The organism is Streptococcus intestinihominis (genome assembly GCF_046824975.1).
Classification (GTDB): domain Bacteria; phylum Bacillota; class Bacilli; order Lactobacillales; family Streptococcaceae; genus Streptococcus.
The window spans coordinates 111,126-135,408 of sequence record NZ_JBKQBL010000002.1 but is presented as its reverse complement, the minus strand read 5'-3'; the positions used below and the strand labels follow the sequence as shown (position 1 = coordinate 135,408).

The window sequence follows — 24,283 nt, the reverse complement described above, 5'->3', positions numbered from 1 at the left end:
TTGCTCGATAATCCAAAGACAATTGAGAGGCTAGGACTTTTGTCCCAGCCTCTTTTAGGAAATTTGGTATTTCTTTTGAATCTGCCATAGTCGCATCTGGTAACAAATACCACTAACGACAATGCTAGAAATCAAGCCAATCCAGTAAGCATATGGACCTAGGTTAGTGACATGGTCTAAAAAGATCCCCAAGGGAATAGAGACACACCAGTAACTAAAGACTCCAAGTAGGAAAGGGACAGTTGTATCCTTGTAGCCTCGAAGAATCCCTTGAATCGGTGCTGCGACCGTATCTGCTATTTGGAAAAGTAGACTATAGGTCATGAAAATGGCTGTCTGATGAATAAATTCTGAGTCACTTCCATAGAGACCCGCCACTTGATAGCGATACAGATAGAGGAAAGTGAGGGTAAAGAAGGCAAATCCAAAGGCTGTCCAGCGTCCAATCCGACAATATTGACGAACGACATCGGGACGACCAGCCCCAATCTCAAAGGAAACAATAATAGCCATGGTATTGGAGATACTAGCTGGGAAAGCGTACATAAGGGTTGAGAAGTTCATGGCAGACTGGTGACTGGCAATAGTCATAGATGGGAATTTAGCCATGAGCAAGCCGACTACAGAGAAGATAATCACTTCAGCAAATACAATCCCTCCAATCGGTAATCCGAGTCGGATCGTCTCTTTCATCTCTTTGAGATTGAGAGGTTGGATCTTCCATAATTGGTAGATAGCTACTTTAGGATGTTTGAAAAGGATCAAAAATGCAATGATGAGGAGAACCCAGTAAGCTAAGGATGTCCCCAGTCCTGCTCCTGCTCCTCCTAGCTCAGGTAGACCAAAAGCTCCATAGATCAACATGTAGTTAAAACTTGCATTTAAAGGCAATAAGAGGAGCATGAGGTACATGGACAAGCGAGTGAGGCCCAAGGTATCCAGCAAGGAACGGACCACACTAAAGAGTAAGAGTGGCAAAATTCCTAGAGACAGAAAGGCTAAATAACGGGTTGCGATCCCAGCTACGACACTTTCTAGACCAATTTTTCTTAAGACAATCGGTGCAATCAGCAAGACGAAAGCAATCAAGAGGACAGCCATCATGAAAGAGAGATAGATAAATTGATAAAAATCAGAAGCTATTCGTTTTTTATTCCCCTGCCCTAAATGATGACCGATAATTGGTGTTAAAGCTGATACAATCCCCGTTAAAAAGGTAAAAAAGGGGTTCCAGAGACTTGTGGCAGTCGAGACTCCAGCTAAGTCCAAGGTATTGTATTGCCCCGTCATGGCCGTATCCACAAAACTGGCAGAGTAGTTGGCGAGTTGATAGACCAGGAGGGGGATAAATAGACTGATAAATAAGCGCAAGCGCTCTTTAAAATGATGGGTTAGATACATGGTAGGACTCTCTTCTTATCAAGTTGAAATTTTCTCTTACCACTCTACTATATGTCTCCTTAAATGTCAAAAAAATTAAAAAACTGAAGATCTAACGGATCCTCAGTTTTTTTAGATTATTTTTTATTACGGTTCAAGATGGCGTTCAGAATGATAGCCAAGACGCTGGCAACAACAATTCCGTTTGCAAAGAACATTTTAAAGGCGCTTGGTAGGCCATTAAAGAGGGTACTGTTGTTCAATCCTACCCCTGCTGCGATCGATACAGCTGCGATGAGGAAATTGTGCTCATTGTGCTCAAAATCAACACGCGCAAGGATCTGCATCCCTTGAATAGACACAAAACCAAACATGACTAGCATAGCTCCACCGAGTACTGGACTTGGAATGATTTGCGCCAAAGCTCCAAACTTAGGCAGGAGACCAAGAAGAACGAGGAAACCAGCCGCGTAGTAGATTGGAAGACGGGTCTTGATACCAGACAATTTCACCAAGCCGACATTTTGTGAGAATCCAGTGTATGGGAAGGTATTGAAGATACCGCCGAGAAGGACAGCCAATCCTTCAGCACGGTAGCCATTACGAAGGCGCGTGCTATCAATTGGATCTTTTGTAATATCTGAAAGAGCAAGATAGACACCAGTCGATTCGACCATGGAAACAGTTGCGATGATACACATCATGACGATTGAAGTAATTTCAAACTTAGGAGCTCCAAAGAAGAACGGTGTTGGAACGTGAACGACTGGAGCTTGTGCTACAGGTGCGAAGTCTACCAAGCCCATAGAAGCTGCGATGGCTGTCCCAACGATCAACCCAATCAAAATAGAAATGGATTTGATAAAGCCAGTTGTATAGATGTTAACCACCAGAATGATGAGGATGGTAATCACAGCTAAAATCAGACTTTGAACTGTTGGCTCTTCAGTATTGTTCCCCATATTCCCAATCGCTACTGGAATCAATGTCAAACCAATGGTCGTAATGACAGATCCCGTCACAATAGATGGGAAAAGGTTAGCAATTTTAGAGAAGAAACCTGAAACCAGAACCACATAAATCCCGGAAACAATCAAGGCACCAAACATAGCCCCACTACCATGGCTAGCTCCAATCATGCTGAGAGGTGCCACAGACTGGAAGGCAACCCCGAGGACGACTGGAAGACCAATCCCGAAGTATTTGTTTAATTGCAATTGCAAGAAGGTGGCTACCCCACACATAAAGATATCTGTAGAGATGAGATAGGTCAATTGCTGGGCATTATAACCCAAAGCTCCCGCAATCATGATCGGTACTAAAATAGAGCCCGAATACATGGCCAATAGGTGCTGCAAGCCTAGAATGGCTGCCTGTGAATGGTTTTCTTGTTTTTGCATTAGATGTCTGCCTCCTTAAATACAACCTGACCATTTTCAAAACGGTCCAAACGAGCAAGTGAAACAACTGGGTAGCCGAGTTCTTCTAGCAGTCCACGGCCATCTTGGAAGGATTTCTCGATGACGATACCGACTGCTTCTACACTCGCACCCGCTTGTTCGATAATCTGGATCAAGCCCTTAGCTGCTTGGCCATTTGCCAGAAAGTCATCGATGATTAAGACACGATCATCTGGTGTTAAAAACTTGCTAGCAATGGAAACCGTACTGGTCACTTGTTTGGTAAAGGAATAGACTTCTGCTGTCAAAATCCCTTCGTTCATGGTAATATTCTTAGCTTTTTTGGCAAAGATCATGGGAAGTTCCAAAGCTTCTGCCACATAGAGGGCAGGGGCAATTCCTGAAGCTTCAATGGTCACAATCTTAGTCAGACCAGCATCTTTAAAGCGATCCGCAAAAGCCTTACCGATCTCTTTCATCAACTGGTAATCCACTTGGTGGGTCAAGAAGGAATCGACCTTGAGGATGTTTTCTCCCAGGACATTTCCGTCTTTCAATATACGTTCTTCTAATAATTTCATGTTTTCTCCTAAACAGTTTGGAACAAAAAATAGAGACTTACTAAGTAAGCCTCTACAGAATCCAAGTATCCCTGGATCAATCTAAGACTTACTTATTGTTAGGTGTTCCGGCACCTTGTAGAGACCTTGCGCCAATCCGCAAGATAAATAAGTAATTGTAGTTTTAATGAGAGTCACCATTCCAGATAGAATTCTTAACGATGACATAATCGACATGCTTGAGATCAGCAACCTTGCGGCCTCCAGCATAGGAAATAGAGCTTTGCAAGTCTTGCTCCATCTCTGTCAAGGTATCTTGCAGATGACCTTTGGCTGGTAGGAGGATTTTCTTGCCTTCAACATTCTTATAGGCCCCTTTTTGGTACTCAGAAGCAGATCCGTAATACTCCTTAAAAGATTCTCCATCTACTTCAACCGTTTTCCCTGGGCTTTCAATGTGACCTGCAAAGAGAGAACCAATCATGACCATGCTAGCACCAAAACGAATGGATTTAGCGATATCTCCATGGGTCCGAATGCCACCATCCGCAATAATGGGCTTGCGCGCTGCTTTTGAACACCAACGAAGGGCGGCTAACTGCCAACCGCCTGTACCAAAGCCAGTCTTCACTTTGGTAATGCAGACCTTGCCAGGTCCAATTCCAACCTTGGTAGCATCTGCTCCAGCGTTTTCCAACTCACGAACGGCCTCTGGAGTTCCGACATTTCCTGCGATGACAAAGGTATCTGGTAATTCCTTCTTGATATGCTGGATCATTTGGATGACACTATCTGAGTGACCGTGAGCGATGTCGATGGTGATGTATTCAGGTGCATCGTCCTTGAGTTGAGTCACAAAATCGTACTCATAATCTTTCACTCCAACTGAAATGGAAGCAATCAAGCCCTGATCGTGCATCCGTTTGATAAATGGAATGCGACCAGCTTCGTCAAAGCGGTGCATAATGTAAAAATAGCCCCCTTTAGCCAGTTGTTCGGCCACATCTTCATCCAGGATGGTCTGCATGTTGGCAGGTACGACTGGTAGCTTGAAGGTGTGCTTACCAAACTGAACTGTCGTGTCTGCTTCTGCACGACTTTTGATAATACACTTGTTAGGGATTAGTTGAATATCTTCGTAATCAAAGATTGGAAATTCGTTTAACATACGGATTGAAATCTCGTTTCTAAATTTTAAATCGTGATGGGTCATCACTTCGTCTTCCGACGTTTCCATTCAAGATTATAACAAAGATACGGAGGCGATTCAAATAGAATGCTGATTATATAAATAATGTTCGGAAATTACTAGACTATTGTATAGAACAACTTCTATATATGAGTTATTTATGAACAAATCTGAATCCAAGTGATGATTTCTTTGCTGACAAGCTCAGGAACTGCTGTATAAAAATCGTGGCATAGATCCTTTAAGAGCACCTTCTTGATAGAAGGATCTAAATTTTCAAGTGCTCTAGCTCTCCATTCAGGCTCATCCTCGTATTTAGGACCGATAAACAAGGCCTTGGTATCTATTAGTGGAGCTTGAAAAGATCGGAGCTCTCGTCTGAGTCTCAGCAGGGAAAGAACGGCTTGTGGATCCAAATCCAGTTCATAATGATGTAGTTCAGGATTCCAACGATAACTGGATTGGATGGCCTTTATAGTTGCTGGCGAAGGGTTGTCAGTGTCTCCAAGTTCACTTGCAACAGCTTCCTCTAGAGATGGAAATACCTGTTGCTTCAGATAAGAGAGAGTCTCTTCGATTTCTTGCTCCAGCGATAAGATCTGCTCCATGTCAAGATAGCCACCATCTAGCAAAATCAGGTGGGTAATTTGTGGAACATTGGTTGCTAGGTATCGAGCCAAGTCTCCACCCAGTGAATGGGCAATGATACAAGTCTTTTCATTAGAATCCGCATGTGCTTCAAACCAATCTACTAAATCTTGGGAAGATTCCAGCTTTACCTTATAGGGATCTAGATAGGTGATGGGGTATGGAAAGCAGTGAGCAAATTCGCTTATATGATTTTCGTTACTTCCGAGTCCTCCGATAAAGTAAAACTTCACTCTTTCACCTCTATTTCCTTAATGATTCTGGCTGGATTACCAGCTAGGACTACATTATCCCCGAAGGATTTGGTCACCACTGCTCCTGCTCCAACGACGACATTATCGCCTAAGGTAACGCCTGGAAGGATGATAGCTCCACCACCCGCCCAGAAGTTATCTCCTATCGTTATCGGAGCTCCATATTCTTTTCCTGCATTCCGCTCGTGTGGATCTAGCGGATGGAGCGGGGTAAGAAATTGGCAATTGGGACCGATCATGGCATTCTTTCCGATCCTGATCGGGCAGACATCCAGCATGGTTAGGTTCCAGTTGGCATAAAAATTCTCTCCCAAGTGGATATTGACCCCATAGTCACAAGCCAAGAAGGGGTGCAAGGATAGATTTTCTCCAGTTGACCCGAACCAACTTTTTATGAGTTGACTCCGCTTCTCACCGTCTACTTCTTGATTAAAGACAAATTGCTTGGTCCGAGCTTCTTGTGCCAACTTTCTCAATTCTGGATCCATGGGACTGTAATATTCGCCAGAAATCATCTTTTTATATTCTGTTTTCATTTTCATCTCAAATTCTATAGTAAAAAACCACTCATTGTGAGTGGGCTTGTTTATCTCTTAATGGTACATCAGGTAGCCATCGAAGAGCTCAAAAATCTTTCCTATCGCTCGGAAAACAAGAGCCGCAACAAGGGCAAGCAGCAAGAAGTAAGCTACAGCAAAAATCACACTAATGATCATCATGACACACTCCTTTTTAATGTACTTTTTCCACCCTCTATTATACTCCTGGCCAAATTTAGATTCAAGGAAAACGCTATCAAAAATTGATTTGTTTTCAATTTGTAATTTACAAAAATTTTCAGACGGTTAAATAATAACAAAAAGCAGGATTCATACTTAGATATCGTTTTAACGATCTACTCCTGCTTTTGCTATTATTGAAAATGAAAGAACAAAAGATAGTTCTGTCAGAAAATATCATGAAAGGCAAGCTATTATTCTTCAGTCTTACCAGTCTTTTCATTGTCCTCTTCTTTTTCAGCGACACCATTGTTGACGGCTGACTTGAATTCAGAGAACATTTTCCCAAGTGAGTGTCCTAACTCAGGCAAACGCTTTGGTCCAAAGATTAAGAGGGCTCCCAGGATGATAATAATCAGTCCTGGTGCACCGATATCACGTAAAATTCCCATAATTTATCTCCTTTTTTGTATACGGTTATAGATGATGCGACTGATGCCCAGACTCACTTCGTAAAGCAAGATCAGAGGCACGGTCATTGCTAAATCACTGATGAAATCAGCTGGCGTCAGGACGACTGCCAGTACCAGCAATAGAAAGTAGGCTATCCGACGATAGCGCCTTAACCAGTCTGGCGTTAAAATATGAATCGAGGTCAAAAAAGCTACAAGGACCGGCAATTCAAACAAGACACCCAAAGGCACTGTCGTATGAAAGATGAAGGCCAAGTAGTTCTGTGCCGTTAACTGAATGGTAAACTGGCCTTGTCCCAACTTCAAGAGCACCTCGAGAATAGCTGGACTAACCAGATAATAGCCGAAGAGTAAGCCTAGCAAGAAACAAAGCAAACTTGCCGGCACATAGAGCAGAATAGCTCCTGCTTCTCCCTTTCTCAAAGCTGGTTTTACAAATTGCCAGACTTGAAAAAGAGTGAAGGGCAGGGTGATGGTAAAGGCTATTAAGCTTGCCAACTGAAGGTAGATGCTTAAAATGTCATTAGGGCCAAGGACCAAGAGTTTCTCTCGAAAACCAGCCGTCAAAAAGGCATAAAGCTGATCAGAAAACAAGAGGGCTCCACAAAAGACAATGAAAAAACAAAGGATACAAGCGATGAAGCGTCGTCTAAACTCGCTTAAATGCTCTACAATAGTGAGCTTACTATCTTCATTTTTCATGCTGCTTCACCGTTACAATCACGACAATAAGAACGAATAGAACTTGGCAAGCAAGAACTTCCCAGCTCGGATAAATCCCTGCCCAATCGACCGTCGGGAAATTACTCAAGATATGATTGGGTAGCATGTTGGTTAATTGGAGTGCGTGCAGGCTCACCCCTAGTATCTTAAAGGCCAGGGCGTAAATCATCCAAGTCAAGAGGAAGAAAATCTTATGTGGCTTGACTAGATGGCTTGCCTTGGTCATGAGAATGGCAAGAATGGCTAAAACTGCAAGTGCCAAGCCGATCCCTAGGAAGAAATCAAAGGAGCGAATACGAGGGAGGATCCCCACATAGAAAAGGATAGTCTCAGCCCCCTCACGGAAGACGGCTAAGAAACTGAGGGCAAACATAGAAATGAAACTTCCAGTTGCTGTCACAGCCTTCATCTGACTTTCCATGAATTGGTTCCATTTTTGAACGGAGGACTTACGATGTAGCCAAATCCCAATGACAATCATCATGCCTACTGCGATAATCCCTACTGCCCCTTCGATCACCTCACGGTTGGAAGCTGAGGTCACAGCTGGGAATAAGAATTGAAGAGCGACTGCAATGGCTGCACTAGCTAGAATACCCAGAAGAGCCCCTACATAGACCCATTTCAAGCCTTTGATCAATTTAGCTGACTTGAGAACTGTCACCAAAGCCATGATAATCAAGAGTGCTTCAACTCCCTCGCGTAAGAGGATCAACATAGCGTCAACTGCCGAATAAGAAGCAGTGGTATCAATAGCAGAAAGATCACTAATCAGAGCTTCCAGTTGCTTTTGATACTTGCTTTCCTTCCCCTTAACCATAATGACTGGACTTTGACTTTCCACTCGGGTATAGAGAGCTGGATTGGTCGTGCTGACATCGCCTTCGATCGTTGGCCAAATGGTAATGAACTCCTTCATGACTTTGCTAGCTTGGCTAGTGTCATTGGCTTGGAAGAGACTCAGAGCTTTCTTAAGGAGCTTGATCCCATCTGAAAGAGTCAGATTGGAGCTAGTCTCCTCAATCTTTTCACCACTGATAAATTGATCCAGTACATTCTTTAAGTCGTTGTACGAAGATTGGATGGCGTCAAAGTTTGTAGGCTCCGTTTCGATGGCACTTCTCAAGAAGGAGATAGCTGTTTCTACCTTTCCGTAATAAGCGGTACTGTGATCTCTGACAACCGCTTCATTCCGGGTCCAGGTATTGTTTAAATCGGCATAAGCCTTTCGTGTCGCTTGGAGATCCTTTGCTGTGATCGCCTCTTGTAGCTTCTCAAAGTAAGGCTTCAAGCGAGTTTCTAGCTTCTCTTTTTCAGCATCCAGATCGACTGGATTTTGTTCTTTTTCAAAGGCTAGCAAGGAAGTGGAGACAGTCACCAATTGCTTTTCTGTGATCTCACCTTCCAAGTCCAGACTTTTCTGGACTTCTTTTCCTGCCTTGGAATCATGATTGGCTTTCTTAAGAAATTCTTCTTTTATCTCTGCGACAAGAGTGTGAGCTTTTTCTTGATCCTTATCCCGAACTGCTGTCGTTGCATCTGTAATTTTGATAAAGAGATCACTATAAGACTCAGCTTGGACAGGGGTGACGATGAAAAAGAGACAGGCTACTAGGACGACTAACAATTTATTCAAATAAGTCTTGACCAATGTATCCTCCTTCCTTCACACCTCCGAAACAGGCAAAGAGGCCACTGCCAATATGGGTCACATATTCATTCATCTTATCGTCTGCCCCAAGATTGGTTTGGATTTTTACAAAGCGGTCTGGATCCTTTTGAAAAGCAATAAAAAGCAATCCTGCATCAAACTGCCCCGTTTTCGGATCAATCCCATCAGAGTAAGAATAAGAGCGTCGCAAAATTGGCAGATCCACTTCTTTGGCTAAACGAACGTGTGAATCAACTGGTAAGAGAGAAAGATCTACCTCGTCAAACTCGTTTTTCTTTCCAAATGGTGCGCCACTTTCCTTGTAGCGTCCAAAGGTATTTTCTTGCTCCTGCAGGTTGGTCCGGTCCCAAGTCTCTAAGTGCATAATAATACGACGGACGGCCATATAAGAGCCGTTTTTCATCCAGTCATTACTATCAGCCCAGACCACCTTATCAAAATCTTTCTCCGTTGTAACGTTGGCAGTCCCATCCTTAAAGCCAAAAAGGTTCCTTGGAGTTTCCATACGATCCCCAATAGCAGCAAAGCCTGATTGGCTCCACTTCATGGTCACCTTGTTCCGTCCTTTACGGATCAGATTGCGGACAGCATGAAAGGCCACCTGCTCATCATCTGCACATGCTTGGATAACGACATCACCACCCGTATACTGCTCTCTCAACTGTTCCTTAGGAAAAGCTGGCAGATCCCGGAAGAGTTTGGGACGTTTCTTTTCAAGGCCTAGTTTGGTCAAAAAGCTAGCCGAAACACCAAAGGTTAGGGTGAGGCGGTAAGGATTTAGTCCGACTGTTTCCCCAGTATCACTTGGAGGCAAGAGAGCGTTGGATCCATCTTTTTTGACCAGTTCTCCATTGACTAATTTCTGGCTATAATCTGTCCAGTCTTTAAACAACTGAATCAATTCGTTTTTATCTGTCGTCCGGAGATCGAGCACCACAAAATAGATATTCTTCTGCATGGGGGTGGTAATTCCAGCCTGATGCTTGCCGTAAAAGCTAATTTCTTCTTGACCGTCTGCGATATTTTTGGAGCCTTGCTCCTTATTAGCGAAAAAAGCAGAAGCACCGGATAGACCAAGTGCTAAGCCTGCTCCCCCAATACCTGCTTTTTTCAGAAATTCGCGACGATCCATCTTCTTTTCAAAAAATTTTTCGTCTTTTGTCATTGTTATTTACCGTTTAAAATGATTCCCATTTGAGAGAGTGGTTCTCCCAATTTTGTAACTGCTTCTGCTAGTTCTTTGGTATCTTCTTCTGTTAGGTCTGTATATGATTTATAGTTGGAATCATCAGTCATATGTTTGTCTAACAAGTCATTCACCGCCTTGAATTCTGTTTCAAGGGTTTTCACTAGTTTGGCATCCTTCTTCTCAATGAGAGGTTTGAAGAGAGCAAAGATCTTCTCAGCCCCTTCGATATTGGCACGGAAGTCATAGAGATCTGTATGAGAGAAAATTTCTTCTTCCCCAGTGATCTTTTGTGTCGCCACTTCATTCAAGAGGTCAACCGCACCTGTCAACATCAAATCTGGCGTTACTTCTACTGTCGCAATCTTAGCTTTCAACTCTTTGATATCATTTACCAATTGCTCTGCATATTTTTCAGTGCCTTCGGTTGTATTTTGTTCCCAGAGGATGCGTTCGATACGGTGGAAGCCTGACCATCCTTCTTCTGATTTATTTTCATCGACATAGTCAACCAAACGGAAGTCAATCTTGACATCAGACTCCCCAAAGCTTTCAGCAATTGGTTCAGAGCGTTCATAAGACATCCGAATCAAAGGATAGACCTTCTTAGCTTCTTCTAAATCACCACTTTTGAGGACTCTTTGAAATTCCTCTGTATCTTTTAACAACTGATCGATTTGTCCTTGCACAAACTCCTTGTATTCACTTGTCGCCTGGTCCAAGGCTTTTTGGTCCTCTTTAGACAATTTCACTGTCGAAGAGGAACTATTTGTTGTTGTGTTTTTTGAAGATGTATTGGCACAGCCCGCTAATAAAGCGACTGATAAGAGTGTTACTGCAAGTTTTTTCATGAGAATTTCTCCTGGATTCGTTCTTTACGTGGTCTATTATAGCAAAGATTTTCTCATTTTTCAACAATTGTCAGAAAACTTTAATAAAATGAATTAAAGAAGTAATTCTTTCACTCGACCGATATCTGTCTCTTTTACCACGAGGTAGATGCTATCTCCTAGATAGAGTCGGGTACTACCATGCACCGTACTATTTTTTCCATTATGCTGATGAGTTGTGATCAGGAGGTCTCTCGGTAGATCCAAATCTCGAACCTGACGGCCTGCTATTTTCTCCGATACAGGAATTTCGATCAGGGTTAAGACATCTGAACCGCTGGTCACCTCAGGCATCAATTGCTCCAGCATAGCCTCGTAGACAGGGGCCCCTTTTAGCAGATCCATAGTAATGTAAGCTGTCAAAGTCACCAAGCCGATCGGCATCAAGGTTCGTATATCTCCTACCATTTCAGTCACTAGAATCATGGCTGTCAAGGGCGCTTTTGAAATGGCACTGAAATAACCACTCATTCCTAAAATGACAAACAAGGGAAGTTGATTAGAATGTATGAGACCAAACTTTAATAAAACAGCCGCAACCAAGGCTCCTAAAACAGATCCAAGAGCTAGAATCGGAAGAAAGATGCCACCAGGAAGACCACTACCGTAACTAATCATGCTCCAAATAAATCGTATCGCAAAATAGAAGATCAGCATCTGGATACTAAGAGGGACATGCGCTAAGTTCAAAACCAACTGATTTCCACCACCTAATAAGTGAGGGAAATAATAACCGATCGGTAGGATCAAAAGAAAGGCAAAGAGTGGATAGTAAGGAGCAGTCACCTTGAAACAGCTACCAAGCTTTTGGTATAGCCGACCAATATTTAAAACAGCAACTTCATAGAAATAACCAGTTAGGCCCAGAAAAATTCCCATGACTAAGAAAATCCAATAGCTGGATAAATCGATATGGGGAATATGATCTGGCATATTTAATACAGGTGTTTGACCGAAAATATTGAGGGAGACAAAGTTTGCGACCAAACTCGCAGCCAAGGTCGATACCCAGAAGACACGAGAAAAATGATGGTAGACTTCTTCTACTACAAAGAGTAGACCAGCGATCGGAGCGTTAAATGCTGCTGCCAAACCTGCTGCGGCACCGCTGGCAATCAAGGCTCTTTCTTCTACAGGACTAAGTGCAAGTTTCTTAGCCAGCCCCTTTCCTCCCATGGCGCCAAGTTGGATACTGGGTCCTTCACGCCCCAACATCAGACCACTAGCAATTGCTAAAATCCCTAAAATGTACTTCTGCCAAAGCGTAGCCCACCAGTCTATCTGTAGCAGTCCTTTTAATTCTGCTTCTACTTGAGGAATACCAGATCCTTTAACGTTTTTGTTCTTTTTGATGAGCTGTCTAGCTAGCAAAATAATAAAAAGATACATCGAAAGGATGATGATCCAATTGATCGGACTTCTTCCAAGATCCTTATACAATCCCTGTACAATATGAAAGAGATGCTCAATAAAAAATCGAAAACTCGAGACAATCGCGCCGACTACAAGCCCTACTAAAACACCTCTGCTAACCTGAGACAAAATAGATCTCGAGGTCGATTGAAATTCTCTTTGGATTTGCTGACTTTGTTTCATAAATTCTCTTCAACTCCCAGATTTCTTGCTTTTATTATACTATTTTTCACAGCTCTTGAGTAAGACAACAGCAAAAAAACGCCCAAATGAGCGTTTCTATAGAATGCATTATTTAGCAGTAAGTGCTGCCATAGTAATGTAGTTGTATGGTTTGTTGAAGTGTGGCAAGAAGAATAGATCTGTCAAAGCCAATTTTTCAATTGTAACGTGTTCTTGAATAGCAAGTGAGAACATGTGGATACCCATTGAGATTGCAGCATCGCGTGATACCATTTGGGCACCAAGGATTTCACGACTATCTTTATCATAAACGATCTTGATAGCAACTTCATGGTTGTCATGTTTGATAAATTCTGGTTTTTGAAGATCGTTGAAGCCAGTTTCAACAGCATTGTATCCTGCTGCTTTTGCTTTTTCAAGTGTCAAACCAGTTGAAACCATGTGAAGACCATAGATTGAGATACCATTTGATCCTTGAACACCGATTCCTTCAAGCTCATGTCCACAAGCATTGTAAGCACCTACGATACCAGTACGAACAGCGTTTGATGCAAGAGCGATGTAGCTAGTGTCTTTACGAGCGTTGTCATAAACAGTCGCACAGTCACCAACAGCATATACACCTGGGATAGATGTTTCTTGTTTCTTGTCAACAAGGAAAGCACCGTTACGGAAGAGTTCGATCTTACCATCAGCAAGGGCTGTGTTTGGACGGAAACCAACAGCAAGAATGACCATGTCAACGTCGAATGTTTCTTTATCAGTTACCAAGCGTTCTACTTTACCGTCACCTTGGATGGCTTTAACAGTTTGACCAAGTGCCAAACGGATATTGTGGTCTTCCAAGTTTTTAGCCATCATTTGTGTGAAGTCTTTGTCATAGTATCCGTTCAAGACAGTGTCAACGATATCAACGAGTACAACTTCTTTTCCAAGACGTTCGAAAGCTTCAGCAAGCTCAACACCGATGTAACCACCACCGACAACAGCGATACGCTCAAGGTGTTTGCTCTTGTCTTCAAGTTTCTTAATAACTTCTTCAGCGTTTTGGTACAATTTAACGAATTGTACATTTTCAAGAGTTGCTTTGAATTCACGGTTACCTTTAACAATTTCAACACCTTCGATTGGTGGCAAGATTGGAGTTGAACCAGTTGCGAAGATCAATTTTTCATATGATTCTTTGTGTTCTTTACCTTCGACTTCTGCAGTCACAACTTTGTTGTCGTAATCAATTGAAAGAACTGGTGAGTTCATGTAAACTTTAGCGCCTTTAGCTTCTAATTTTTCTTTATCAGAATAGAACAAGCCTTCAGGACCGTCGATTTGCTCACCGATCCAAAGAGCCATTCCGCATCCAAGGAATGAGATATTTGAGTTTTGGTCAAAGACAACGATCTCGTTTTCGTTTCCAAAGTTGTCCAACATAGTGTTGATACATGCAGTTCCAGCGTGGTTAGCACCCACAACTACGATTTTACTCATAGAAAAAATCCTACCTTTAATTTTATTTACCATACAATTATAACATGAAAATGATATCGTTTCCAAATTTTATGCTTACAATTTGTGATATTATTTTCAAATCCATTTGCATAAGTCCTGAAAAATGTCAATAATTTTGCTTGGGGGGATTGTGAAATGGCTTTCTTTTTGATAAACTTGAAGTAGGTGAATATTGGAAAGGTGGTTTACTATTTGTGGAACTAACTAGTCGATCCGAACGCCTAATGGGCTCCACCATAACCGTTTCGATTTCTCATCAACAAGCTGACCAAATACTGGCCGATTGCTTTAGTCTCCTGCGATCCTATGAGCATCGCTTTAGTGCCAATGACTCTTCTTCTGAATTGATGGAGGTCAATCAAAAGGCTGGCATTGAACCCGTAAAGGTTCATCCAGATCTTTTTTCACTGATTGCTCTAGGAACCAGCCATAGTCAGGCGCAAGGGAGTCATTTAAACATTGCGATTGGTCCACTTGTCCAAACCTGGAGAATTGGTTTTTCAGATGCTAGGAAGCCTAATCAAGGGGAAATTGAACAAGCCCTAACAGTCATTGACCCTCATCAGATTTGCTTAGATCCGAATCAACAAACTGTTTTTCTCAAAAGAAAAGGGATGAAAATTGATCTAGGCGCTTTAGCTAAGGGATTTAGTGCTGATTTACTAGCTAGTTATCTCAGGAGTCAGGGGATCGAGCAAGCTTTAATTGATTTAGGGGGCAATATCCTTACCCTTGGTCAAAACCCTGTCAGTCATCGCCCTTGGCGAATTGGGATCCAAGATCCGCAGCTTCCAAGAGGGGAACATTTACTAGTTCTATCTGTTACAGATAAGTCCGTTGTGACATCAGGTACCTATGTTCGTCACCTTGAGGTTGACGGCCGGTCCTTCCATCATATTTTTGATCCTCAAACTGGCTATCCTGTCGAAACAGAACTGGCAAGTCTCACGATTATTTCTGATCGATCAGTCGATGGGGAGATTTGGACCACGCGCTTGTTCGGTGAAGAACCGACCAACATTTTAAATATTGTTGAAACCTTACCTGGCATGGATGCTATTCTAGTCTATCAGTCAGGTCGCCTCGCCTATACCAGTGGGCTACATGATTATTTGTAATTTTAATTTCAGAAAGGAATTTCCATGACAAAACTTATTGCGATCGTTGGAACAAACTCCAAACGTTCAACAAACCGCCAACTACTTCAATACATGCAAAAGCATTTTGCTGATAAGGCAGAGATTGAATTGGTTGAGATTAAAGATATCCCTGTCTTCAACAAGCCAGCCAACAAACAAGTCCCTGAGGCTATTTTAGAAATTGCTGCTAAAATCGAGGAAGCTGATGGTGTCATCATTGGCACACCAGAATACGATCATTCCATCCCTGCTGTCTTGATGAGTGCCCTTGCTTGGTTATCTTATGGGATTTACCCACTCTTAAGCAAACCAGTGATGATTACAGGTGCTTCTTATGGTACGCTTGGTTCATCTCGTGCTCAATTGCAACTTCGTCAAATCTTGAACTCACCAGAAATCAAAGCCACTGTCCTTCCAGACGAATTCTTGCTTTCTCACTCTCTTCAAGCATTTGATCAAAATGGTGACTTGGTAGACCTTGATGTCATCAAGAAATTGGATGCCATCTTTGATGACTTCCGTATCTTTGTAAAAGTTACTGAAAAATTGCGCAACGCTCAAGAACTGCTTCGCAAAGATGCCGAAGACTTCGACTGGGAAAACTTGTAAGATAGGAGACATATTAGCATGAAATTTGTAGGACTTGTAGGATCGAACTACGATCAATCATATAACCGCAAACTTTTGGAATTCATCCGTCGTCACTTCAAGATCAAATTTGAATTGGAAGTTCTTGAAATCGATGAAGTTCCAATGTTTAACCAAGATGAGAAATGGGACGAAAGCTTCCAATTGCGTCTCCTCAACAATAAAATTACCCGTGCTGACGGTGTGATTATCGCAACTCCTGAACACAACCACACTATTTCCGCTTCCCTCAAATCTGTACTGGAATGGCTCTCCTATGAAGTGCATCCTTTTGAAAGCAAACCGGTCATGATCGTGGGTGCTTCTTACTATGACCAAGGGACTTCTCGTGCCCAAGTTCACCTTCGTAAGATTCTGGATGCTCCAGGTGTCAATGCCTATACCCTTCCAGGGAACGAATTCCTTCTAGGAAAAGCGAAAGAAGCTTTTGACGCAGATGGCAACATCATCAACGAAGGGACTGTAAAATTCCTTGAAACTTGCTTAGATAACTTTGTGAAATACGTAGGAGTCGTTTCTAAATTGAAAAAACCAAAACCAATTGAACCAGAAGATTTGGATTGCGGAAAACCAATCGCTACTACTATTACTGAGGTTGATCCGGATGATCCAGATTGGGTAGAAAAAGTAGCAGAAATTACAGGAGCTGTATCTGGTGATACTTATGTCAAATTGGACCACGGTATCCTGACTGTTAATCAAATCGATATGTTCTTGAAAGCTATGCCTTTCGAATTGACATACGCTGATGATAACAACCAGTTCCTCTACTACAACAATGCCCACCAAGATCCAGATACCATGTTTGCAAAACGCGTGCCACCTCAATCAGGTAGCCGGATGTCAACCGTTCACGGTTCTCTTCCACCAGCACGTATGAAAAACGTTGAATGGGTCATCGGTACTCTTCGCAACGGAAACCAAGAATATGTTCGTACCATTGTTCCAGGCTCTCCAGAAGGTGTGATCAATACTCACAACTATCAAGCCATGTATTATGAAGATGGTTCATACGCTGGTATCAACGAAATCGTCTTTAACTTCCAGCCATGGTTGGATTGGTACCTTCAAACAACTGGTCAACGCTTAGTAGGCGGTAGCGGACCATTCGCTCCTGCTGGCGGCCATGGGGATGCAGACGCAACTTCAGGTGCTTCAGATGCTGGAGGGCACGGTGACGGAGCTGCTGATGCTACATCTGGTGCAAGCAACTAATAAAAAGAGAGTGGGACAGAAATCGGTAATTCATTAGAATTCGATTTCGTCGTCCCACCTCCGCACAGTTGAGTAGGGCTGTAAAAGCTGATGAAATCAGTGTAGTAGAGCCCACTCAACCACTGCGTCTTGCTCGACAATCCAAAGATAATTAAGAGGCTAGGACTTTTGTCCCAGCCTCTTTTATTTCAACTCTTTGATAATCTTCTTAGCATCTTCGTTTGAAATTGCCCCTAATTGAACATGTCCAATCTTTCCTTGGCTATCAATAAAGACTTCCGTAGGGATTGAACGGACTTGGTAATTCATAAAGGCAGATCCGTCCGGATTGTACAAAACAGGAACTGATTGATAGTCTTGTTGGGCAAACCATTTGACGAACTCTTCTTCTGTTTTTTCCCCTTGCATCCCCGGTGCCATAACGGTGAGAATCTCAAAGTCTCGGTCCTTTTCTTCGACCAGTTTATTCAGTTCAGGCATACTTTGTCGACAAGGACCACACCAAGTCGCCCAGAATTTCAAGTAAACCTTTTTGCCTCTATAGTCTGAAAGTTTAACCGTGTTCCCCTTCATATCCTTTAGCTCGAAGTCACTCGCTTCTTTTCCTACTAAAGGATGTTTGCTAGCGGTTGTGTTGGTCGTTGATTGATTATTCATTGATTGATTATTCATGCCGCTTTCGGACTGATTCATAGAGCAAGCAGTCAGGATAGACAGAGAAAGAAGCGAAAAACAGGCGTATTTAATAACTTTCATAATGAGTAAACCTCCATTTGATTTATGAAAAGATAGCAGACAAGCTATTCAATTGTCCCAAGAGCAACAAAATCCCCATAATGATGATGATCAAGCCACCAATCTTCTTCAGTAACAAGAGATGGGGTTTTAAACGATTAAAGTATGGGAGAACAATCCCAGATGCTAGAGCCAAAAGTAAAAACGGAATGGCCATCCCTAATGTATAGATAAAAAGATAGAGAGCACCCATGAGGGCATCTTGACCATTGGATGCTGCTAAGGCAAGTACAGAGCCTAGAACCGGACCGATACATGGCGTCCAGCCAAAGCTAAAACCAAGCCCAAGCAGAAAAGCTGAAAGTAATTCATTCTTGTGCTTGTTGGCTCCGAAATCCATTGTTTTTTGCTTTTCTAAGAAGTTAAAGTGAAAGACTTCCATCTGATGAAGGCCAAGAATAATAATCAGCGCTCCCATCAAGTATCGGAACCAGTTGGTGTACATAATTTGCCCAAGTAGACCTGCCCCGAAACCAATAATAAGGAAAATAACAGAAATCCCTGCGATAAAACACAAGGTCTTTACAAGACCATGCCAGCGAATCTTCTTCCCGAAAATCTGAATGGATTTTTCCTGATCACTTCCTAGCAAAACCCCGATGTATACCGGAAGCAAAGGAAAGACACAGGGAGAGAAAAAGGAGAGAATCCCTGCCAGAAAGACAGTGAAGGAGAAAACGATTTGATTCATAAAACACTCCGTATATTGATATGCTACAACTAGTATAACATTCCAGCTCCTAAATTAAAAATTTCTGCTACGCTTTGATTTCTAATCGATCATTTAGAAACTAGTTTCAAAGCCAAACAAAAACTCCAAAGCATATCACTTTGGAGTTCAATTGACGACTTATTATTCTTCTGCGCTTTGTTTATTTGGCAAGAAAAGAGAGAGGACAATACCAACTACTGCTGGGAGTAACCATGGGAGAGATTGGGCAGCAAATGGTAAAGTTTTAATGACGTTTGCCAGACCTGTAAGTTTGAAGGTGCTTGCAAGAACATCTGCAATCGCCACCAAGCTAACTAAGAAAATAGTCAGTTGCATTCCTGGTTTTGATAGTTGAGTAAATTTGTTTACAATCACAATCAACACTATAGTAATGGTGATTGGATAGAGGATCATCAAGACAGGCAATGAATAGGCAATAATGGCGCTCAAGCCAAGATTGGCAATCGCAAAACCAATCAAAGTGAAGACTGTCGCATAGACCTTGTAAGAGATTTTAGGGAAGGTGTTATGGAAGAATTCCCCGGTTGACACGATCAAACCGGCTGTTGTCGTGAAGCAAGTCACCGTCACCATACCCGCAAGGAAGATTTGAGCAGCTGGCCCAAAGATAGCCTTGGTTGCTTCTGAAAGGACATAGACCCCTTTATTGGCATCAGATGCCATTACTTTTGCTGGAATTGGGAAATGATTTCCAAGGTAACCCAAGCCAATGTATAAAATACTAAAGCCGATGGCTACGACAATCCCAACGATCCAGATGGTTTTAATGTATTCCTTCTTGCTGGTGAAACCAAGTTGATTAAGGGTAGTTACCGCAATCACACTAAAGGCCACTGAAGCGAGGGCATCCAAGGTATTATACCCTTCAAGGAAACCTTGACCAAAGGCAGATGCTTGGTAGGCTTCTGTTGCAACTTGTGGCGCGTGTCCGCTGTATTTGAGGGCACCGAGGACAACCAATACAACAATCAAGATAGCAAAGACTGGAGTTAAAATCCGACCAATACTATCTAAGATTTTAGAAGGGTGAAGGGCAATCAAATAGGCTAAACAGAAATAAACCAAGGTGAAAACGAAGAGACTAAGTTTTCCACTTGAATTTCCTAACAAGGGGGCAATACCAACTTCGTAGGAAACGGTAGCCGTTCTCGGAATGGCAAAGAAAGGACCAATAGAGAGGTACAAGGCTACTAGATAAACGATAGCAAACCAAGGGGCGATTTTACGTGAAATCTCATGAATATAGCCTTTAGGATTGAGCGTCCCAATGATCAAGGTAATAATCGCAATTCCTACTCCTGATAAGACAAATCCAGCAATAGCTGGCCAAAAATGGCTACCCGATTGGGCACCTAGTGCAGGCGGAAAGATTAAGTTCCCTGCACCGAAGAAAATACCAAATAACAGTAAACCTGTTAAGGAACCTTTTCGTAACATGTGTTCTCCTTTACATTTTTCAATCTTATCTAGTATATCAGCTTTCTTCCACCACGGCAATTCTTTTTACTGGAATAATTGCATTTAAAAATAACTTAAGACAAAGAAGACTCTACTGTAGATTCTTATATACTTCTTCATCCATTAATTAAAAAAGTGCTTCTCTGCTATCTAACAGAGAAGCACTTTTTGTTTTTAATCTTCACTAAAGCGTCGGTATTGGATGCGGAAATCAAAATAATTCTCTTCCTGAAGTTTACGGAAGATATCACGATAGGCCTCCTCATCGAAGCCCTCTCCTCGGTAGAGAATCTCGAAACTAAGGTCTTCGTATTCAAGAAAAGCATTGGCTGTTTTAAAGCCATTTCGAATATAGAAATCCATCCGAGCTTGACGTTGCTCTAGATTATCACATTCTTCATCCAATCGCTCAACTTCTAACAACATGGTCCGTTGGTAAAATTCCACTAATTTTTCAATAATTTCTTGACCATAGCCGTGACTCCGCAAGTGAGACATAATGGCAAAGAAACTGACGTAAAAGGCCTTAGCATTTGAAATAGCAAAGGCAAATCCGACAAATTCTTCCTCATTGTAAAAAGCGAAAAAGTGAGCGTCATCATTATCCGTATAGCGTAAAAACTCCGATAAAGGAATCCGTTCCTCTTCTGGAAAAGCCTCAATGTTTAGCCTTTCGACCTTATCCAAATCTGGGAACGTTTCAGTGATTAATTGGCTGGTTAAGCGCATAAAGCCTCCATTTCTGCTACGATTATAGCAAATAAAACAACTACCTTCAAGAAATCCGACTTCTAACAAAATGAAGTCTTTTGCGTAACAAACAAGAGCGACTGCTCTTTTTTGACGTTTTTATTGAGCTTCTACTTTCTTGGAAAATTGGCTCATGTACAAGTCGTAATAGAATCCTTTTGCTTCCAAAAGAGACTCATGGTTCCCCTGTTCGATGATTTGCCCCTCTTTAAGAACTAAAATCTTATCCGCTTCTTGGATTGTAGACAAGCGGTGAGCAATGACAAAGCTAGTCCGTCCCTTCACCAAGTTCTTCATAGCCTTTTGAATCAAGAGTTCCAGACGGGTATCCACTGAGGATGTCGCTTCATCCAAAATCAAAATTTTAGGATCAGCTAGCAGGGCACGCGCAATAGTCAACAACTGCTTCTGTCCCAAAGAGATATTACTAGACTCTTGGTTCATCTCCATATTGTAGCCCCCCGGAAGCGTCCGGATAAAGTGGTCTACATTGGCAGCTTTGGCAGCAGCGACAATCTCTTCGTCTGTTGCATCCAAGTTTCCAAAGCGCAGATTTTCTTTTATGGTCCCTTCATAAAGCCAAGCGTCCTGAAGAACCATCCCAAACTGCTTGCGATAATCTTGGCGAGATAGGTCGCGGATATCATGTCCATCTACCGTAATAGCCCCCTTGGTCACGTCATAGAAACGCATCAGCAGATTGATGAGCGTGGTTTTCCCTGCCCCTGTCGGTCCGACAATGGCCACCATCTCACCAGGCTTGACCTCCAGGTTAAAATCACGGATCAATGGCTTATCTTCCACATATTGGAAGTCCACATGGTTAAAGCTAACCTGTCCAGTCAATTCCTTGTCTAGAGCTTCATTTTTACCGAGTATTTCATCTGGTTCATCAAGGACTTGGAAGACACGATCCAGTGAAGATTTGGCACTTTGCAAGGTTCCAGCTAACTGGCTCAAGTTCTGAATAGGCTGATTGATTTGCCAGACATACTGGACAAAAGCCTGCATGTTCCCAACTGTCAAACGACCTGCAAGAACTTGAATGGCTCCGATAACTGCGACCAAAAGATAGGTCAAATCAGAGATTGCATTCAGAATAGGCATCATCAGTCCAGAAATAAAATTCGCTTTAAATCCAACTTGCTGCAGACGACGGGTAATGTCACGGAAGTCTTCTTGCGATGATTCTTCCCGTACATAGAGTTTTAAGACGTTGAAACCACTCAAGTTTTCCTGAACAAAACCATTTAGAGCTCCAAGGACATCAGCCTGCTCCTTAAAGTAAGGCTGGGATTTCTTCATAATCAACTGGGCACCGAAGAAGGTGATCGGGATAGAAGCAATCACGATTAGACCCAAAGTGAGGTTGAGATAGAGCACCATAGCGATGACCAAGCTTAAGGTGAAAATGGCATTCACAATTTGAAGGAAGGACTGCTGCAAGGCATTAGAAACAGTTTCGACATCGCTGGTAAAGCGACCAAGAAGATCTCCGAATTGGTGCTGATCAAAGTAAGAAACAGGGATGCGATTGATCTTTTTAGATAGGTCATTACGCATATCCTCGATCATGCTTTGGACGGCATTGGTCATGAAATAGTTGGAATAATAAGATCCAAGCTCATACAAAACTCCTCGGAAGAGATAGACAATCATGACCCAGCCAACATAGCCAGCATTAATCTCAGCTCCCGCTACTCCTCTAGCCATATCTGTCAGGTTGGCAGTCAATTCTGTAATAGCAAGTCCAAGAATATAGGGCTCAATGACACTCATAACCACACTCAGAATCTTTAGGAGTGTAGCGAAAATAACGGCAAAACGATAAGCTCTTAGATAGCCCCAAAGACGTACAAAACTGGAACGTTTTTCTTTCATTTTCTCCCCCTCCTATTCTTCTGTTAATGATTGGTTATTCAACTGAGAGCGAGCAATCTCACTGTAGATTTCATTGGTTGCCAGGAGTTCCTCGTGGGTTCCACGACCGACGATTTCCCCATGATCCAAGACGATGATTTGATCCGCATCCATGATGGTCCCAACCCGCTGGGCTACGATCAAGACGGTCGCATCTCCTGTTACTTCCTTGAGACGTTTTCTCAGTGTAGCATCTGTCTTGTAGTCAAGAGCTGAGAAGGAATCATCAAAGATATAGATATCCGGCTCTTTAACAACTGCACGCGCAATGGATAAACGTTGTTTCTGTCCACCAGAAAGGTTGCTTCCCCCTTCTGCTAAATGAGTGTCAAACTGCTCTTCCTTGCTTTCGATAAACTCTTTAGCTTGGGCCACATCTGCTGCCTTGTCTAGCTCCTCAATGCTGGCATCTTCTTTTCCGTAACGAAGGTTTTCGGCAATAGTCCCCGTGAAGAGTAAGGCCTTCTGTGGGATGAATCCAATCTTATGTCGCAAGGCTTTAACATTAAAATCACGCACATCTACACCATCCACTAAGATTTTCCCTAAGGTCACATCATAGAATCGAGGAATGAGCTGGACCAGAGAAGATTTTCCAGAACCGGTCGATCCGATAAAGGCAATGGTTTCGCCCGGCTTAGCCTTAAAGGAAATATTATGAAGGACTGGACTCTCTGTCTCACCAGGATAGGCGAAGGTAACATTGTCAAACTCCAAATAGCCCTTGGTTTCTGTCTCTGTAACTCCATTTTCATTTGGATCGATAGAAATCGGCATATCCATGATTTCCTTCAAACGATGACTAGAAACAGCTGTCCGTGGGTACATGGTAAAGAGATTAGCTAGGAATAGGAAAGAAAGCAAGGCATGGAAACTGTATTCGATAAAGGCGACAAGATTCCCGATTTCTAAACTTCCATCCCCTAGAGGATCCAAGGCGAACCATACAATAGCTACAATCATGGCGATGATGATTTGAACAAAGAGCGGCTCCGTCAAGCCGGTCAATTTAAAGAGTCTATTGGAGTTGTCCGCATAGATTGCATTGGCTTGGCCAAACTTTTCCTCTTGGAATTCTTCACGCGCAAAAGCACGAATGACCCGAAGTCCCGTAAGGTTTTCGCGCGCATATTGATTGAGCTTATCCAAGGTTTCCTGCTGCTTCTCTGACAAAGGTTTGGTCTTGATAGCTACATACCAGACGACCACCGCCAAAAATGGCATCGAAATCGCCACAATCCAGGCAAGAGATGGACTTGTCTGTAAAATCAACAGAATACTCGAGAGCATCATGATAGGGGTAATGACGCCAAGCTTCAACATCTGATCAGAAAACTGCATCAAGACAAAGGCATCTGAGGTCATTCGCGTCACCAAGGAAGAAACACCAATCTTCTCATACTCATGGTGGGAATATTCCTGAAGCTTT

General features: G+C 42.5%; 23 protein-coding genes and 1 riboswitch. Of the genes, 3 read left to right on the top strand and 20 right to left on the bottom strand.

Annotated features, from left to right (window positions below; genetic code table 11):
• Positions 1-54: 54 nt before the first annotated feature.
• From ACLOR3_RS03955 to nox, 14 genes are all read right to left on the bottom strand, one after another.
• A complete protein-coding gene (locus tag ACLOR3_RS03955; RefSeq protein ID WP_411400346.1) occupies positions 55-1,401 on the bottom strand; it encodes an MATE family efflux transporter in 1,347 nt (448 codons plus the stop codon).
• Positions 1,402-1,517: 116 nt separating this feature from the next.
• A complete protein-coding gene (locus tag ACLOR3_RS03950) occupies positions 1,518-2,780 on the bottom strand; it encodes a nucleobase:cation symporter-2 family protein (RefSeq protein WP_411400347.1) in 1,263 nt (420 codons plus the stop codon).
• Positions 2,780-3,361 carry a xanthine phosphoribosyltransferase gene (locus ACLOR3_RS03945; protein ID WP_411400348.1) on the bottom strand — a complete coding sequence of 194 codons (582 nt, stop codon included), beginning with the start codon at positions 3,359-3,361 and terminating at the stop codon, positions 2,780-2,782. The genes ACLOR3_RS03950 and ACLOR3_RS03945 overlap by 1 nt, the downstream gene beginning before the upstream one ends.
• A 75-nt stretch (positions 3,362-3,436) precedes the next feature.
• Positions 3,437-3,532: riboswitch (purine riboswitch) on the bottom strand.
• Positions 3,525-4,508: a GMP reductase gene (gene guaC, locus ACLOR3_RS03940; RefSeq protein WP_048716041.1), complete on the bottom strand. Its 984-nt coding sequence runs from the start codon at positions 4,506-4,508 to the stop codon at positions 3,525-3,527. (Overlaps the previous riboswitch by 8 nt.)
• 179 nt (positions 4,509-4,687) lie before the next feature.
• Positions 4,688-5,410, bottom strand: coding sequence for an alpha/beta fold hydrolase (locus ACLOR3_RS03935; protein ID WP_154852919.1), 723 nt, complete (start codon positions 5,408-5,410; stop codon positions 4,688-4,690).
• Positions 5,407-5,967 carry a sugar O-acetyltransferase gene (locus tag ACLOR3_RS03930; protein ID WP_411400350.1) on the bottom strand — a complete coding sequence of 187 codons (561 nt, stop codon included), beginning with the start codon at positions 5,965-5,967 and terminating at the stop codon, positions 5,407-5,409. The genes ACLOR3_RS03935 and ACLOR3_RS03930 overlap by 4 nt, the downstream gene beginning before the upstream one ends.
• A 57-nt stretch (positions 5,968-6,024) precedes the next feature.
• Positions 6,025-6,150 (bottom strand): hypothetical protein, encoded by a 126-nt coding sequence (locus ACLOR3_RS03925; protein WP_267471994.1) that lies wholly within the window; start codon positions 6,148-6,150, stop codon positions 6,025-6,027.
• 254 nt (positions 6,151-6,404) lie between these two features.
• Positions 6,405-6,602 carry a twin-arginine translocase TatA/TatE family subunit gene (locus ACLOR3_RS03920; RefSeq protein ID WP_411400351.1) on the bottom strand — a complete coding sequence of 66 codons (198 nt, stop codon included), beginning with the start codon at positions 6,600-6,602 and terminating at the stop codon, positions 6,405-6,407.
• A 3-nt stretch (positions 6,603-6,605) separates the two neighbouring features.
• The gene (gene tatC, locus ACLOR3_RS03915; protein ID WP_411400352.1) at positions 6,606-7,325 is read right to left on the bottom strand and encodes a twin-arginine translocase subunit TatC; all 720 of its coding nucleotides are present in this window, start codon (positions 7,323-7,325) and stop codon (positions 6,606-6,608) included.
• The gene (locus ACLOR3_RS03910; RefSeq protein ID WP_411400353.1) at positions 7,315-8,997 is read right to left on the bottom strand and encodes an FTR1 family iron permease; all 1,683 of its coding nucleotides are present in this window, start codon (positions 8,995-8,997) and stop codon (positions 7,315-7,317) included. Before ACLOR3_RS03910 ends, tatC begins: the two co-directional genes overlap by 11 nt.
• Positions 8,975-10,183: an iron uptake transporter deferrochelatase/peroxidase subunit gene (gene efeB / locus ACLOR3_RS03905; protein WP_411400354.1), complete on the bottom strand. Its 1,209-nt coding sequence runs from the start codon at positions 10,181-10,183 to the stop codon at positions 8,975-8,977. Before efeB ends, ACLOR3_RS03910 begins: the two co-directional genes overlap by 23 nt.
• 2 nt (positions 10,184-10,185) lie before the next feature.
• On the bottom strand, positions 10,186-11,055 hold the full coding sequence (efeO, locus tag ACLOR3_RS03900; protein WP_023026835.1) for an iron uptake system protein EfeO: 870 nt from the start codon (positions 11,053-11,055) through the stop codon (positions 10,186-10,188).
• Between the two features lie 93 nt (positions 11,056-11,148).
• On the bottom strand, positions 11,149-12,690 hold the full coding sequence (locus tag ACLOR3_RS03895; RefSeq protein WP_048691251.1) for a ClC family H(+)/Cl(-) exchange transporter: 1,542 nt from the start codon (positions 12,688-12,690) through the stop codon (positions 11,149-11,151).
• Between the two features lie 108 nt (positions 12,691-12,798).
• A complete protein-coding gene (gene nox, locus ACLOR3_RS03890; RefSeq protein WP_411400355.1) occupies positions 12,799-14,175 on the bottom strand; it encodes a H2O-forming NADH oxidase in 1,377 nt (458 codons plus the stop codon).
• A gap of 245 nt (positions 14,176-14,420) precedes the next feature.
• Here nox and ACLOR3_RS03885 point away from each other — a divergent pair, with 245 nt between their 5' ends.
• The 3 genes from ACLOR3_RS03885 to ACLOR3_RS03875 are packed head-to-tail and all read left to right on the top strand — an operon-like array spanning position 14,421 to position 17,198.
• Complete coding sequence (locus ACLOR3_RS03885; RefSeq protein WP_411400421.1) at positions 14,421-15,314, top strand: FAD:protein FMN transferase; 894 nt, start codon at positions 14,421-14,423, stop codon at positions 15,312-15,314.
• Positions 15,315-15,338: 24 nt separating this feature from the next.
• The gene (locus ACLOR3_RS03880) at positions 15,339-15,944 is read left to right on the top strand and encodes an NADPH-dependent FMN reductase (protein ID WP_006596326.1); all 606 of its coding nucleotides are present in this window, start codon (positions 15,339-15,341) and stop codon (positions 15,942-15,944) included.
• Positions 15,945-15,962: 18 nt separating this feature from the next.
• Positions 15,963-17,198, top strand: a complete 1,236-nt coding sequence (locus ACLOR3_RS03875; RefSeq protein WP_343093651.1) for an NAD(P)H-dependent oxidoreductase — start codon at positions 15,963-15,965, stop codon at positions 17,196-17,198.
• A gap of 183 nt (positions 17,199-17,381) precedes the next feature.
• On the opposite strand, the gene ACLOR3_RS03870 is transcribed toward ACLOR3_RS03875, so the two are convergent.
• From ACLOR3_RS03870 to ACLOR3_RS03845, 6 genes are all read right to left on the bottom strand, one after another.
• A complete protein-coding gene (locus tag ACLOR3_RS03870; protein WP_366961689.1) occupies positions 17,382-17,954 on the bottom strand; it encodes a TlpA family protein disulfide reductase in 573 nt (190 codons plus the stop codon).
• 22 nt (positions 17,955-17,976) lie between these two features.
• On the bottom strand, positions 17,977-18,684 hold the full coding sequence (ccdA2, locus tag ACLOR3_RS03865; protein WP_023023299.1) for a thiol-disulfide oxidoreductase-associated membrane protein CcdA2: 708 nt from the start codon (positions 18,682-18,684) through the stop codon (positions 17,977-17,979).
• Positions 18,685-18,846: 162 nt separating this feature from the next.
• Complete coding sequence (brnQ, locus tag ACLOR3_RS03860) at positions 18,847-20,163, bottom strand: branched-chain amino acid transport system II carrier protein (protein ID WP_154852943.1); 1,317 nt, start codon at positions 20,161-20,163, stop codon at positions 18,847-18,849.
• A 195-nt stretch (positions 20,164-20,358) separates the two neighbouring features.
• Positions 20,359-20,913 (bottom strand): GNAT family N-acetyltransferase, encoded by a 555-nt coding sequence (locus tag ACLOR3_RS03855; protein WP_412037011.1) that lies wholly within the window; start codon positions 20,911-20,913, stop codon positions 20,359-20,361.
• Positions 20,914-21,033: 120 nt separating this feature from the next.
• Positions 21,034-22,815 carry an ABC transporter ATP-binding protein gene (locus ACLOR3_RS03850; protein ID WP_411400357.1) on the bottom strand — a complete coding sequence of 594 codons (1,782 nt, stop codon included), beginning with the start codon at positions 22,813-22,815 and terminating at the stop codon, positions 21,034-21,036.
• 12 nt (positions 22,816-22,827) lie between these two features.
• Positions 22,828-24,283: ABC transporter ATP-binding protein (locus ACLOR3_RS03845; RefSeq protein WP_412037010.1), on the bottom strand; the 1,456-nt coding region annotated here is incomplete at its 5' end.

What these genes read in the sequence shown, in the direction of transcription:
- ACLOR3_RS03955 (WP_411400346.1), bottom strand. Translation starts at nt 1,401, where the DNA reads ATGTATCTAACCCATCATTTTAAAGAGCGCTTGCGCTTATTTATCAGT.
- ACLOR3_RS03950 (WP_411400347.1), bottom strand. Translation starts at nt 2,780, where the DNA reads ATGCAAAAACAAGAAAACCATTCACAGGCAGCCATTCTAGGCTTGCAG.
- ACLOR3_RS03945 (WP_411400348.1), bottom strand. Translation starts at nt 3,361, where the DNA reads ATGAAATTATTAGAAGAACGTATATTGAAAGACGGAAATGTCCTGGGA.
- guaC (WP_048716041.1), bottom strand. Translation starts at nt 4,508, where the DNA reads ATGTTAAACGAATTTCCAATCTTTGATTACGAAGATATTCAACTAATC.
- ACLOR3_RS03930 (WP_411400350.1), bottom strand. Translation starts at nt 5,967, where the DNA reads ATGAAAACAGAATATAAAAAGATGATTTCTGGCGAATATTACAGTCCC.
- ACLOR3_RS03925 (WP_267471994.1), bottom strand. Translation starts at nt 6,150, where the DNA reads ATGATGATCATTAGTGTGATTTTTGCTGTAGCTTACTTCTTGCTGCTT.
- ACLOR3_RS03920 (WP_411400351.1), bottom strand. Translation starts at nt 6,602, where the DNA reads ATGGGAATTTTACGTGATATCGGTGCACCAGGACTGATTATTATCATC.
- tatC (WP_411400352.1), bottom strand. Translation starts at nt 7,325, where the DNA reads ATGAAAAATGAAGATAGTAAGCTCACTATTGTAGAGCATTTAAGCGAG.
- efeB (WP_411400354.1), bottom strand. Translation starts at nt 10,183, where the DNA reads ATGACAAAAGACGAAAAATTTTTTGAAAAGAAGATGGATCGTCGCGAA.
- efeO (WP_023026835.1), bottom strand. Translation starts at nt 11,055, where the DNA reads ATGAAAAAACTTGCAGTAACACTCTTATCAGTCGCTTTATTAGCGGGC.
- ACLOR3_RS03895 (WP_048691251.1), bottom strand. Translation starts at nt 12,690, where the DNA reads ATGAAACAAAGTCAGCAAATCCAAAGAGAATTTCAATCGACCTCGAGA.
- nox (WP_411400355.1), bottom strand. Translation starts at nt 14,175, where the DNA reads ATGAGTAAAATCGTAGTTGTGGGTGCTAACCACGCTGGAACTGCATGT.
- ACLOR3_RS03885 (WP_411400421.1), top strand. Translation starts at nt 14,421, where the DNA reads ATGGGCTCCACCATAACCGTTTCGATTTCTCATCAACAAGCTGACCAA.
- ACLOR3_RS03880 (WP_006596326.1), top strand. Translation starts at nt 15,339, where the DNA reads ATGACAAAACTTATTGCGATCGTTGGAACAAACTCCAAACGTTCAACA.
- ACLOR3_RS03875 (WP_343093651.1), top strand. Translation starts at nt 15,963, where the DNA reads ATGAAATTTGTAGGACTTGTAGGATCGAACTACGATCAATCATATAAC.
- ACLOR3_RS03870 (WP_366961689.1), bottom strand. Translation starts at nt 17,954, where the DNA reads ATGAAAGTTATTAAATACGCCTGTTTTTCGCTTCTTTCTCTGTCTATC.
- ccdA2 (WP_023023299.1), bottom strand. Translation starts at nt 18,684, where the DNA reads ATGAATCAAATCGTTTTCTCCTTCACTGTCTTTCTGGCAGGGATTCTC.
- brnQ (WP_154852943.1), bottom strand. Translation starts at nt 20,163, where the DNA reads ATGTTACGAAAAGGTTCCTTAACAGGTTTACTGTTATTTGGTATTTTC.
- ACLOR3_RS03855 (WP_412037011.1), bottom strand. Translation starts at nt 20,913, where the DNA reads ATGCGCTTAACCAGCCAATTAATCACTGAAACGTTCCCAGATTTGGAT.
- ACLOR3_RS03850 (WP_411400357.1), bottom strand. Translation starts at nt 22,815, where the DNA reads ATGAAAGAAAAACGTTCCAGTTTTGTACGTCTTTGGGGCTATCTAAGA.